General features: G+C 45.5%; 8 protein-coding genes. 5 read left to right on the top strand and 3 right to left on the bottom strand.

The genetic code is table 11. From position 1 onward, the window contains the following. Nucleotides 1-41: 41 nt before the first annotated feature. From AC5WJX_RS08500 to AC5WJX_RS08485, 4 genes are all read left to right on the top strand, one after another. Entirely contained in the window at nt 42-3,371 is a 3,330-nt protein-coding gene (locus tag AC5WJX_RS08500; RefSeq protein ID WP_494484176.1) for a TonB-dependent receptor, read from the top strand. 23 nt (nt 3,372-3,394) lie between these two features. Further along, a complete protein-coding gene (locus AC5WJX_RS08495; RefSeq protein WP_494484175.1) occupies nt 3,395-4,912 on the top strand; it encodes a RagB/SusD family nutrient uptake outer membrane protein in 1,518 nt (505 codons plus the stop codon). A 95-nt stretch (nt 4,913-5,007) separates the two neighbouring features. Continuing rightward, a complete protein-coding gene (locus AC5WJX_RS08490; protein ID WP_494484174.1) occupies nt 5,008-5,871 on the top strand; it encodes a PfkB family carbohydrate kinase in 864 nt (287 codons plus the stop codon). 41 nt (nt 5,872-5,912) lie between these two features. After that, a complete protein-coding gene (locus tag AC5WJX_RS08485) occupies nt 5,913-6,086 on the top strand; it encodes a hypothetical protein (protein ID WP_494484173.1) in 174 nt (57 codons plus the stop codon). 7 nt (nt 6,087-6,093) lie between these two features. Here AC5WJX_RS08485 and AC5WJX_RS08480 read toward each other — a convergent pair whose 3' ends face one another. Both AC5WJX_RS08480 and AC5WJX_RS08475 read right to left on the bottom strand, forming a co-directional pair. Further along, on the bottom strand, nt 6,094-6,846 hold the full coding sequence (locus AC5WJX_RS08480; protein WP_494484172.1) for a LytR/AlgR family response regulator transcription factor: 753 nt from the start codon (nt 6,844-6,846) through the stop codon (nt 6,094-6,096). 52 nt (nt 6,847-6,898) lie between these two features. Further along, on the bottom strand, nt 6,899-7,963 hold the full coding sequence (locus tag AC5WJX_RS08475; RefSeq protein WP_440431494.1) for a sensor histidine kinase: 1,065 nt from the start codon (nt 7,961-7,963) through the stop codon (nt 6,899-6,901). 146 nt (nt 7,964-8,109) lie between these two features. On the opposite strand from AC5WJX_RS08475, the gene AC5WJX_RS08470 reads away from it, so the two are divergent. Further along, complete coding sequence (locus AC5WJX_RS08470; RefSeq protein WP_494484171.1) at nt 8,110-10,689, top strand: TonB-dependent receptor; 2,580 nt, start codon at nt 8,110-8,112, stop codon at nt 10,687-10,689. A gap of 19 nt (nt 10,690-10,708) precedes the next feature. On the opposite strand, the gene AC5WJX_RS08465 is transcribed toward AC5WJX_RS08470, so the two are convergent. Further along, complete coding sequence (locus AC5WJX_RS08465) at nt 10,709-13,078, bottom strand: ABC transporter permease (RefSeq protein WP_494484170.1); 2,370 nt, start codon at nt 13,076-13,078, stop codon at nt 10,709-10,711. Nucleotides 13,079-13,200 lie beyond the last annotated feature (122 nt).

The raw sequence follows: 13,200 nt of genomic DNA, 5'->3' as shown, positions 1-13,200 counted from the left end.
AATTCGCATACTAATAACAACCAAATATTAAACTCAATATAATGAATAAGGATAGAAAATCTTTAAAGTACCTGATGGTGATGAAACTTTTACTTGTATTTGTTTTGTCGACCATCTTTCAGGTTAACGCTGCCACCTATGGCCAGAATGTGACCTTAAATATTAAAAATGCCTCACTAAAGGAGGTGCTTGACGTGCTTCGTAAACAAACGGGTTACCACTTCCTTTATAGGACGGAAATGCTGAACCAGACCCGTCAGCTGAGCATTAACGTTACCAATGAACCATTAACCAAAGTTTTAGAGCTTTGCTTCGAAGGTCAGCCATTGACCTATTCCATCAACGAGAAAACGATTGTTTTACGTGAAAGACCTGTTTCTCCAATCAAGAGCGTGCAACAAGCCCGGATCACAGGAACCGTGACTGATGCTACAGGTTTAGCCATGCCGGGCGTAGGTATCAAAGTAAAAGGTACGAGCACGACCGCGGTAACCGATACGGAGGGTAAGTATGTGGTGAATGCCGGTGGAAACATCACCCTTGTATTTTCTTATGTGGGTTATGAAACCCAGGAAGTAGCGGCAAACGGGCGTACAACCATCAACATCACCCTTGCTGAAAGTCAGGCAGAGCTGAGTGAAGTTGTGGTGATCGGTTATGGTACGGTTCGCCGCAAGGATCTTACCGGTTCTGTAGCTTCTGTGAAAGGTGCGGACATCAAAGCCCAGGGCGTTAGTGATGTTACCCGTTCTCTGCAGGGCAGGATGCCGGGTGTATCGATCGAATCTGCGGGCGGTGATCCAGGTGCTGGAACAAGGATCCTGATCCGTGGGGTAGGTTCATTGAATAATGCTACACCACTTTACATTGTGGATGGGGTGCAGGTAGCGAACATCAATAACCTGAACCAGACCGACATCGAGTCTGTAGACGTGTTAAAAGACGCTTCCGCAGCCGCGATCTATGGATCAAGAGCTGCAAACGGTGTGGTATTGGTGACCACGAAATCCGGTAAAAGTGGTGCTCCGGTTGTGCAGTTGACGGCCAACGTTGGTGTACAAAGTAAAGCCAGCAACATTGATGTGCTGAATGCACAGGAATGGGCTACCGTGCACAATCAGGCACATGCGAATGCAGGTTTAACACCGCTGGAGCTGGCGGCTAATCCAGCAGCCTTAGGCGTTGGAACTGACTGGCAAGATGCCATCTTCCGCGCTGCACCTATTCAGCAGTATAACCTCTTGGTTAGTGGTGGTAGTGAGGCCAGCAAGTACAGTGTGTCTGGTGGTTATAATGACCAGCAGGGTATCGTAGATGTAACCGGCTATAAACGCTATAACCTTCGTGTGAAAACAGAAACCACCAAGGGTAGACTGAAATTTGGGGAAACGGTATTGTTATCGAGGGAAAAATTCGTGAACATGCCAGCTGGCTGGGGTGGACAAGGTGGTAACCCGGTGGGATCTGCCATCAAAATGATTCCTGCTTTTAAAATCTATAATCCTGAACTGATCGGTGGCTATGACGGTGCATTTGGTTCTGTTGTAAACATCGCCAACCCCGTAGCACAGCTGAATCTGGAAGATATCACCCGTGAAAATACGAGCATTCTGGCAAATGCCTTCGGGGAGCTTACCATCATCGAAGGTTTAAAGTACCGCTTGAATCTTGGTTATACCAATGTTTTTAACAGCAACTATGATTATCACAGACGCTATCAGGTAGGCGCATTGTTTACCCACCCAACCAACGACATCAGCCTAAGCAAAGACCAAAATGTGCTGTTGTTGTTGGAGAATACATTGAACTACGACAAGGTATTCGGAAAACACAGCATTCAGGCATTGGCAGGATATACCTACCAAAGCAATAACTATAATTACACCAGTACAGCACGTACGGACCTGCCAGATGGTATCGATCAGATTGATGCAGGTGCCGGTATTGCAACCAACTCCGGTAACCGACTTGAAAACAACTTGATCTCGCTGTTGGGACGTGTGATCTATTCTTATGATGATCGCTATCTTTTAACGGCAAGTTTCAGACGTGATGGTTCCTCAAGATTTGGTGCAAACAACCGTTATGGTAATTTCCCTTCTGTGGCTTTGGGCTGGAACATCATGAATGAAAGCTTCTTTGAACCGCTGGAGAAAACCTTCTCAAACCTGAAACTAAGAGCCAGTTATGGTGTATTGGGTAACCAGGAGATCGGTGATTACCAGTACAACGCTGCGGTGGCATCCAACGTTAACTATGTTGTCGGTAACGCGCAGCAAAGATGGTTCGGTTCCATTCAAACCGCTTTTGCTTCTCCAAACATCAAATGGGAAACTACAAAAACCATGAATATTGGTGTTGACGCGGGTTTCTTTGGCAACAAGTTGAATTTAACGGCCGACTATTTCGTTAAGAAAACTACTGACGTTCTGTTGAACGTACCGATCCCGGGATCTGCAGGTTCTGTATCGAACCCGGTTGTAAATGCCGGTACGCTTCGTAATAATGGTGTGGAGATTGGCCTGAACTATGGAAATACGGTAGGCAAATTGAACTACAACGTATTCGGAACGATCAGTGCGGTGCGCAATAAAGTGATTGAACTTGGAACAGGTTCGCAGCAAATCTTCGGCGGTCAGCCAAACCACCACGGTGCTACCAGTACCTTAACGGAAGCTGGTGGCTCTATCGGTTCCTTCTACCTGATCCAGGCGCTGGGCATCTTCAATTCACAGGAAGAGATCAACGCTTATGCTAAAGACGGACAGTTGATCCAGCCAAATGCGGCGCCAGGTGACGTAAAGTTCTTTGATAAAAACGGCGACGGACAGATCAATAACCTTGACCGTGTAAACCTTGGTAGCCCCTTCCCAGATTTTGAGTATGGCTTAGGGTTTAATGCGAACATGCACAACTTTGACCTTGCTGTATTCTTCCAGGGATCACAAGGCAACAAGATTTACAATGGTCTGGCACAGGATCTACAGAGTACAAACCTGCAGATGAACTATGCAAAATCTACCCTAAACGCATGGACACCGACCAATCAGTCGAACATTCCGAGAGTAGTAGCGAATGACCCGAACTTAAACAGTCAGACTTCTTCGCGCTTTTTAGAAGATGGCTCTTATTTCCGGATGAAAACGGTACAGCTGGGTTATACCTTGAAAGATGATTTCGCAAAGAAATTAAAGATCAGTTCTTTCCGTACTTATGTGAGTGCAGATAACCTTTTCACCATCACCAATTACAGCGGCTTTAACCCGGATCTGGGTAGAACAGGTTCTATTTTCGATAGGGGTGTGGATTATGGTCACGTAGCTTATCCTTTGGCAAGAACCATTTCCTTAGGCATTCAGTTAACCTTGTAAAATCAACCTTAAATCAAAAAATCATGAAGAAAATATATATAGCTTTTTGTTTCGCCGCGCTGCTTGGCGGATGTAAGAAAAGTGAATTGGAGTTAATTAACCCGAATCAGATCGTTTCGGAAACCTACTGGAAAACGGAAACCGATATACATAGTGCATTCGCGGCAACCTATGGCTTATTGCGAAATGTAGATGGTGGTTTCTGGGGTGTGCGCGGAATAGAACTGGGTAACGGTCGTGGTGATGACTTCTTTATCCGGAACGACGTTGCGGATCTTTATCGCTTATCAACCTTTACCAATAATGCAGATAATGGTACAGCAAATTCACTCTGGAACTACGCTTACCGTGGTATTTTCCGCGCTAACCAAATTCTGGAGAATGTAGGCAGGGTGCCATTGGATGACGCCAAGATGAAGGCCTATATTGCCGAGGCGAAGTTCCTGAGGGGATTGAACTACTTTATCCTGGCGATCAACTTCGGTGATGTGCCTTTGATCTTGTCTGTTCCTAAAGATGAAACCGAGTACGCCAGGCCGAAAGCTGCTGAAGCAGATGTCTGGAAACAGATCATTGCCGACTTTACGGAAGCGGGGGTGGATCTACCAACATCTTACGGAGCGGAATGGGTTGGCCGTGCCACCAAAGGTGCTGCACTTGGCTACCTGGGTAAAGCATACCTTTTTACGAAGGATTATGCGAATGCGGAAACCACCTTGCGCCAGGTAACTGGTATGGGCTATTCCTTGATGCCGAACTATGAAGACAACTTCTTGGTAACGAAGGAAAACAATGCGGAGTCATTGTTTGAGATCCAACTTGGTGACGTTGGTGGAACCAACGCCTGGGGCGGCGAGAATGCAAGTGGTGCTCTAGGCGTTACGACGGCACAAGAGTTTGCACCGTCGGAAGTTGGTGGCTGGTTTGAGGCCGGACCAACAGACAAGTTGTTCAACGAGTTCCAAAAGGAACGGACCACCGATGGTGAGTTGGATCCAAGGATGTACGCGACATTGATCTGGGACTATCCTGGAGCGACGTTCTACAGAAAACCATTCAGTGATTTCAAGCTGCCATTCGGTTTCAAATCTCTGTTTAAGAAGTATCAGAACTATACCCAGGCGAATGAACTAGCAGGTGCCAGCGGTGCGTCTAACTATACTTCCAGCAATAACGAAAGAGCACTGCGTTATGCAGATGTACTGTTGATGCTTGCTGAGGCGGTAACGATGCAAGGCAGGCCAGCGGATGCTTACCAGTATGTGAACCAGATCCGTACCCGTGCGAAGCTTGCTGCACTGCCCGCTGGTTATGATCAGGCGCAGATGATGAATGAGATTGTACACCAGCGTATGATTGAGTTTGCACGTGAAAATCACCGTTTCTATGATCTTAAACGTTGGGGATTACTTCAGCAGGAGATCAGCAACAGCGACAAGGTTGGTAAGCAGTTCTTTGTTCCAGGGAAACATGATTACTTCCCGGTTCCGCAGAACGAGATCAACACTAATCCACTAATGACACAGAACAGCAACTGGTAAATCTTCCAGGCTGGTATATCAAAAGGCTTTCAGGTAACTGGAAGCCTTTTGTTTTAAATCAGCAAAAACTTGTACATTAAGCTTTATTTTTGCGTATGGTTGATATTTGTTGCGTAGGACACATTACGTCTGATAAAGTAGTTACCTCAAACTCCACGATGTATATGCCGGGTGGCACTGCTTATTACTTTTCCTTCCCCTTTGCAAATCTTGATGTAAAGTATTTGTTGGTCACTGCACTGGCACAAGTGGATTTACGCTATGTGGAAACGCTTCAGGAGCAGGGCATTGAGGTGCAGGTACAGGACAGTAAGCATACCGTGTGTTTCGAGAATGTTTACGAAGAGAATACCGACTTCAGAACGCAGTTTGTTTCTCAGGAAGCAGATGCATTTACGGAAGAAGCGTTGCTTGAGGTAGAGGCGAAGATCTTTCACCTTGGACCCTTATTGGCAGGTGACATATCCGTTTCGCTGATCAAAGCGCTGGCGACAAAAGGACGGGTAAGCATGGATGTTCAGGGCTATTTGCGATTGGTAAAAGACGGCAAGGTTTATGGCACCGACTGGGCTGAAAAGCAACAAGCATTGGCTTATGTCGATATTCTGAAGGCAGATGAAACGGAGCTGAGAACACTGACAGGTGTTGAGGATATCCGCGAAGCAGCCGCTTTGGTGGCTTCCTGGGGCGTTAAAGAAGTGGTGATTACAAATGGCAGTCAGGGGTCGATGATCTACAGCGCCGGTGAGTTTTACCCTGTTCCCGCATTTCCACCAGCAAATCTGGTTGATGCCACAGGCTGCGGGGATACGTATATGGCCGGTTATCTCTATCAGCGTATTAAAGGTGCAGATGAGTTGCAGGCCGGGTGTTTTGCTGCGGCATTGGCAACAAGGAAGTTGGAATCAGCAGGACCATTTAAAGGGGTTATTGAAGACGTGCTTGCCTTACTTGATTAATTGTTTGAAGATCATTATCTTGTATCATTAACGTTCAACTGATGACAGATAAGTACTTTATTCTAAAAGCATTGATTGTAGGCTTTGCTTTCTTCTTTTTTCGCTATTCCTTTTATCTTACCAATGGTCCAACAGAAAAGAGAAAATACCTGGGGCTGCTTTCTTTAGTTTTAGTAGGCATCGGCGGGTATTTCGTTTATCTTAAATCAACGTAACACTAAATTATAACCAGTTTTTTAGTAGTTCGGCAAATCCTTCTTTGTACTGTTCCGTAACGGGGATTATCGTTTGTCCAATTTGTACAGAATTCTTGGTTAGCGACTTAATGTGTTCAACACCGACAATGAAGGAACGGTGAATCCTCAGGAAAGCAGGCGTAGCAAGCTTTTCTTCCAGGCTTTTCAGGCTGGTTAAGGTGAGTAGGGGCTTATCTTCTCCTTTTAAAAATAGTTTCACATAATCTTTTAATCCTTCGATGTACAGGATATCTGCCGTGTCAACCTTTTGCAGTTGATAATCCACCTTCAGGTATAAGTATTTCTTTTCAGAGACCGCAAGTGGCAGGTTTGCAGGTAGCGGATTCAAGCTATGCTCCAGCATGATGAAATAATCGTATGCCTTGGTCGCAGCTCTCGAAAAATCCACGAAACTGAATGGCTTAAGCAGGTAATCCAAGGCGTCGACTTTGAAGCCTTCCAATGCGTATTGATCGTAAGCTGTTGTAAATACAATTCTTAAATGCTTCTTTCTGCCCGTTTGTTCAACAATACGGGCGAGCTCGATCCCGCTCAGATCCGCCATACGGATATCCAGAAAGATAAGCTGTATATCTGGGTTTTCGTGTATCGCCTTTAATCCCTCGACACCATTGCTGTACGCGGCTACCAGGTTTAAAAAAGGGGTTTTTTCCACATAGGAGCTGATCAGGCTTAAGGCAAATGGCTCATCGTCTACAGCGATACAATTGATTTTCATCTTTTAGGAATGATGTTATTTGATCAGGATCTTCCCTTATGCAAAGGATCGTTTAACTGAAATCCAAAGTTAGCATAACGGTGTATTCTTTGGTGCTGGTATTGTTGTCAACCGCTAAAGTATGTTTCCCTGGGTAAAGCAGATCCAGCCTTCTTTTGGTATTGATCAGGCCGATGCCATTGCTTTCTTCCAGGTGTTCACGTGCCTCAAAGGTAGAGTTCTTAATTTCTATTTTAACGGTATTGTTCAACTGCCGGATGTCTATGTAGACATAACTCGGATGGAGACTGCTGATACCATGTTTAAAAGCATTTTCAATGAAAGGTAGCAACAACATTGGAGCAACCTCGTAGTTCTTCATATTGGCTTGCTTTTCAAAGATCACCTGCACCTCACCGGATAGCCGCAGCTTCATTAGCTTGATATAATCTTCCACAAACTTCACTTCGTTTTCCAGGCTGGTGAGGTCATTTTTAGTATCGTAGATCACGTAGCGCATCATGTGCGACAGGGTATAGATGGCATCTTTGGCGGCGTTGGTATTACTATCCGTTAAGGCGTAAATAGTATGCAAGGTGTTGAAAAAGAAGTGTGGATTGATCTGCGACTTCAGGAAGGATAGTTCGGAATTGATCTTATCTTTTTCTGTTGCCTGAAAGGCAAGCTGATCATGCTGCATTTTCTTCGAGAGTGCAATAACGGTACTTACGCCATAGATCACCATGGCCATAATGATGGTGATGTAGGTCGCTGAATGATCCTGCTTTTCCGCAGACTTGTGCATCTTCGGGCCGAAGATCTTCTCCATGGCCTCAGGAACGCCTAAAAAGCTGTCCAGCCAATGGTTCAGGAATACGGTAGCGAACAAGGTTGCGATAACAAGAATGACGAAAATCCCTGTACGGTGATTGTAAAGCAGCCGCGGGGTGAAGATGAAATAGTTAGCATAGAACAGTCCTGCCCACATCAGGTTGATCAGCACTTGTTTGATCCAGAATTCAATTGGTAAACGGATGGGCCAGGTAAGTGGAAAGAAGATCAGCACCAGCAATGCCGCCACAATGAAATAGTGGACGGAGGGGAGTTTTTTGCTGATACCGGTAAACGCTGTTGTCATGATAACAAAGATGAAAGATTATCATCAGATATGGTTCAGCGCTCGTCGATCCAAATGGCCGCTCTGTCTATTTTTTATGCCTAACCATCTATAAGGCAATTTAGCATAGCGGTAAATTGCTTGTTTTGCGGTAAATCATAATGATTATGAAGATGAATGCTTACAAACTTTCGAAGTTCCTAAGGGCAAGTTCCAGAAGCGGACTTGTTCTGCTTATATTATTTTTTGCGGTTAGTTGGGCCGGCTCGGTTCAGGCCCAGGTGCCTGGAGCGGGCCAGCCGGCTGCAGCAGCGGCAGGTGGCAGCGTAAGTGGTACGGTGATCGACTCCATCAGTAAGAAACCAGTGGATTATGCCACCGTGAGTTTGTTTAAAGCTGGTTCGACAACACCATTCAGCGGCGGTATCAGCGATGATAAAGGCGCGTTTAAAATCGGCAATGTACCTGCGGGTACCTACCGCGTTCAGGTAAACTATATCGGCTATAATGTGAAGAACATTTCCGGGGTGGTTCTAGCGCCAGGAAAGCAGGATAGAAACCTTGGGCGTATCGTTATTGCACCAAGTGCCAACCTGCTGGAAGCGGTACAGATCACCGGTCAGGCGGCCTTAATCGAGAACAAGATTGATAAACTTGTTTTTAACGCCGAGAAAGATGTGACCAGCACCGGCGGCAATGCTTCGGATATCTTGCGTAAGGTACCCATGGTTTCGGTGGATATGGACGGCAACGTTGCACTTCGCGGCAGCCAGAACGTGAGGATCCTGATCAATGGTAAACCATCCGGTGCATTAACCACGAATGCTGCGGATGTACTGCGCTCCATGCCTTCTGATCAGATCAAGAATGTAGAGGTGATCACCTCGCCTTCGGCGAAATATGATGCAGAAGGTTCTGCGGGTATCATCAACATCATCACCAAGAAAAAAGAGGTTTCAGGTGTGAGTGGCTCGGTGAATGCCGGCATTGGCACGCGTCAGAATAACCAGAATGCCAACATTAACTTCAACAAGAACAAGTTGAGCATCACAGCCAATGTAGGTTATAATACCGGCTGGCCACAGACCACCTATTCATCATTTGAAAGTTCAAACAGCTTGTTGAACACCGAATCTTCGTCCAATGGAGAGAGCACTTCCAACCGCCACTTTTTAAGCGGTTCGGCTTCCCTGGGCTATGAGTTTAACGATAATAACAGCTTTTCTTCATCCTTCAGCAGACGTGGCGGTGCGTTCAAGAATGATGGTTCTTCGGTTAACAGTAACTTTTCTCCGGCACAAGGTCTGATCAATTATACTGCGCAAACCAGAAATGAAAATGCCTTTTCTAACTTCGACTGGAACAATGATTTCACCCATAAATTCAAGCGTGAAGGTGAGGAGATCAGTATTGCAGCCCAGTGGACCCATGGTACCTCAGATGTGGATTACGCTACAGAGTATTCTGCTTTTACGCAGAATCAACAGGCCTTAAATGCTGGAAAGAACAATGAGTACACCGTGCAGCTGGACTATGTAGTGCCCATAAACAAGATGTTTAAATTGGAAGCCGGTGCAAAGACCATCATTCGTGAGATAACGAGCGACTACGACTTCTTTAATCCAAATGAAGCAGGACAATATGTCCTTAATCCAATCACTTCCAATGCTTATGACTATGGTCAGGATGTTTACTCCGGCTATGGATTGTTGACGACGAGTCTTAGCAGCGGGTACACCATCATGGCAGGTGCACGTGTAGAAAATACAAGTATTGATGGCCGGTCTGGAAATACATCCAATGGTTTACAGCCTTTTCAGAACGACTACCTGAACTTTGTGCCCAGCCTTATTATTTCTAAGGCCTTAACGCCGACACAAACGGTGAAGCTGAGCTACAGTAAGCGTATTCAACGCCCAAGTTTACAGTTCCTGAACCCCTTCCGCAATACCAGTGACCCTTTGAATCAGAGTCAGGGTAACCCGGAGCTTTCTCCGGAGATCGGGCAGACCATAGAATTCAACTATTCTACCTTCGTGAAATCGTCTGTGATTAATGCTTCGGTGTATTACCGCAAAACTGAAGACATCATTGAAAGTGTGGTGAGCACTGTTCCGTTTACAACAGTGGACAATGCCGGGAATGAAGTTACCCGTGATATCTCTTTAACGAGCTTTCAGAATGTTGGAAATAACAATTCCATCGGATCAAGTCTGTTCGGTTCCGTACAACTTTGGAAAGCACTTACGCTTAGAGGGAATATCAATGCGTTTACGTACAAGCCGCAGATTATCAATAGCTTGCAGCAAGGTGAACAGTCGACCTACATCCAGTACAATGCCTTCGTAAGTGCAACGGTAAAGATAAAGCCTACCCTTAGTGCAGAAACCTTCCTGATGCAGAACTCGGCACGAAGGACCTTCCAGGGTACGAATCCGGCATTCAACCTTTGGGTGATCGGAATTAAGCAGGAAGTCATGAATAAGCGTGGTACCATTGGTTTAAACATCACACAGCCAACTAAGGACTACAAAGATTTCGAATCTAAGATCAATAGTGGACCCCTAACGCAGCGCAGCAAGTTCTCGGTACCATTCCGCTCATTCGGAATTAACTTTGCATACAACTTCGGAAAGATGAATTTCGGTGCACAGCCGCCAAGAAAGAAACGTGGCGTAACCAACGATGACCTTTTACAGGGTGACGCAAACGGACAAGCTGGTGCTGGAGCAGGTGGACAAAGATAACTTGAATTGATGCGCTGATTTACTCGTACTTCAGCGCATCTACTGGGTTAGCTTTAGCTGTCTTGTACGCTTGTACACTCAAGGTTAGCAGGGCAATGGTTAAGGTGCCCAGGGCAGCAACTGGAATGATCCACCAGCTGATATCTGTACGGAATTCGAAGTTGGTTAACCATTTGTTCATTACAAGATAACTGATTGGAACGGCGATACAGATGGCTAATAAGATCAATTTCAGGAAAGAAATAGACAACAGCTGCATCAAGCTGCCCAGGGATGCACCAAGGACCTTTCTGACCCCAAATTCCTTTGTGCGCTGCTCGGCGCTGAATGCAACTAAGCCAAATAGTCCGATGCAGGAAACGAAGATTGCCAATCCTCCGAAAAGGTTCGAAAGCACACCAAGGGTTTTTTCCTTTTGCAGCAGCTGGTCAAAAGATGTACTTGCAAAACTTAGTTCTACCGGATAAGCCGGATTGATTTCTTTTGTGATCCTTTCTATGGTTGCTATACTTTCCTGCAGGTTCTGCGCTGGATTCAGACGCATGGTAATGCTGCGTGCAGCCCTGCTAAAGTAGATGATCATTGGATTGCTCGACTTGTACGGAGAATCCCAGGCATAGTCTTCAAAAACCCCAATGATATTTACCCTATAGCCATCAAACTTCAGGGTTTTTCCGATCGGCTCATTCATGTTCATGATTTTAGCTGCTGCACTGCTGATCAGTACAGCTGTTGTGTCTGAGGCATATTGTTCGGAGAAATCCCTTCCTTTTAAAAGCTTTAGCCCTGAGGTTTTGATGAAATCGTAAGCCGTGCCGACACGATTAAACATGATACTATTTTCCGCAGGCGTAATGCCGGGCCATTGCAGCCCATTGAAGTTCTCGCCGTGGTGGATCAAGCTAACGGTTGTTTTAGCTACTGCAGTTACGGCGCCGGAATTGATCAACTTAGATTTTAACAGGTCGAAACGGCTATCGAGCTTGCCTTCATAAGGCATTTCAACGAGCGCATTCACATCTATTCCTACCGGTTTATTCTTAATAAATTGAATTTGTTTATAGATCACCAGCGTTGAGATCATGAGCATGACTGCAAAACAGAACTGGGTTACAATGAGCACTTGCCTTAAGCTGAAGCGAAACATTCGACGGGTACTTACTCTTCTTTTAAATACTTCTATTGGATTGAAGGACGATAAATATAAAGCAGGATAACTGCCGGCGATGAGGCCAGTAATGAGTACCGTGCCGAGGATGACCAGCCAGGTCTTATAGTCGAAGAAGGAGATGTCGAGTTTAAGGTTAAGCAAGTTGCCGAATGCCGGAAGAAAGGCTTCTACGAGTGCAATGGCGATGAAAACACTTACGGCAGTGAGTACAATTGACTCGGTCAAAAACTGTACGACTAGGGTGCTGCGGGTGGCGCCAATAGTTTTCTTGATCCCCACCTCTTTGGCTCTTTTCTCTGATTTAGCCGTGGCCATATTCATAAAGTTGATGCAGGCAATTAACAGGATGCCTAAGGCAAGTCCGGTAAAGAGCCAAACCTGGCCGATGTCGCCGCCTACACTTTTGCCGTTTTCGAATTTGCCATATAGATGCAACTTGCTAAGTGGATATAGAAAGAATGGGGTACGTTTCCAATCCGTTTGCTTTTTGATTACCTGGTCCACTTTCTGATTTACATGCGTTAAATCGGCATCAGGGTCAAGTCGTATCAACGTTATAAAACTATAGTTATCCCAGTTTAGATTTTCGGCCCCGGTATCGTACAGTTTATAATCTGACCATGGTAACAGGTAGTCGAAGCGGTTGGAGCTGTTTTCGGGCATATCTTTGATAACTCCGGTGACCTTAAATTCTAACTGATCCTGCAGGCGCAAGGCTTTGTTTAGCACATCTGTACTGCCGAATAGGGTTCTTGCCATCTGTTCGGTAAGTATAATTGATCCCGGTTTTACTAATGCGGTGTTGCGGCTGCCGGCGATAAACTGGAAATCAAAGATGTCCATGATCGCTGCATCTGCGAACTTAGCCTTTTTCTTAAAGCTGTTTTCGCCATTTGCAATCAGCATCACTTTGTCATAGCTTATCCGGGCAACCTGTTTAATTTCAGGTATGCCGCTGGCCAGGGCTGTGGCAAGTGCAGTGGGCGTGCCGTCAAAGGTGGCGATGTCCTTACCGAAATCGTCTGTAATGTGAGTCATTACAACATGCACATCTTTGTGGTGCCTCGAATGCTTATCAAAGTTCCATTCGTAGTTTACATAAATCAGCAACATCAAACATGCGGCAAGCCCGATGGCTAAACCGATAATGTTGATGAAAGAAGTTGTCTTGCTTCTCCAGATGTTACGCAAGGCGATTTTGAAGTTTAAGATTGACATGGGTATTGCCGTTAAAGGTTTGATTGCCAATCACTAAGCCTGTGCCAGTGTCTTGATTAAAGATAACTAATTGTTTTTCAGATTTTTAGCTTTGTTGTAAAATGATGGACGTTCGTTATCGA

The sequence above is a fragment of the Pedobacter sp. NEAU-ZC8 genome, from assembly GCF_059278965.1.
The sequence above is the reverse complement of the archived record's forward strand: the minus strand, read 5'-3'. Positions and strand labels throughout refer to the sequence as shown.

What these genes read in the sequence shown, in the direction of transcription:
- AC5WJX_RS08500 (WP_494484176.1), top strand. Translation starts at nt 42, where the DNA reads ATGAATAAGGATAGAAAATCTTTAAAGTACCTGATGGTGATGAAACTT.
- AC5WJX_RS08495 (WP_494484175.1), top strand. Translation starts at nt 3,395, where the DNA reads ATGAAGAAAATATATATAGCTTTTTGTTTCGCCGCGCTGCTTGGCGGA.
- AC5WJX_RS08490 (WP_494484174.1), top strand. Translation starts at nt 5,008, where the DNA reads ATGGTTGATATTTGTTGCGTAGGACACATTACGTCTGATAAAGTAGTT.
- AC5WJX_RS08485 (WP_494484173.1), top strand. Translation starts at nt 5,913, where the DNA reads ATGACAGATAAGTACTTTATTCTAAAAGCATTGATTGTAGGCTTTGCT.
- AC5WJX_RS08480 (WP_494484172.1), bottom strand. Translation starts at nt 6,846, where the DNA reads ATGAAAATCAATTGTATCGCTGTAGACGATGAGCCATTTGCCTTAAGC.
- AC5WJX_RS08475 (WP_440431494.1), bottom strand. Translation starts at nt 7,963, where the DNA reads ATGACAACAGCGTTTACCGGTATCAGCAAAAAACTCCCCTCCGTCCAC.
- AC5WJX_RS08470 (WP_494484171.1), top strand. Translation starts at nt 8,110, where the DNA reads ATGAAGATGAATGCTTACAAACTTTCGAAGTTCCTAAGGGCAAGTTCC.
- AC5WJX_RS08465 (WP_494484170.1), bottom strand. Translation starts at nt 13,078, where the DNA reads ATGTCAATCTTAAACTTCAAAATCGCCTTGCGTAACATCTGGAGAAGC.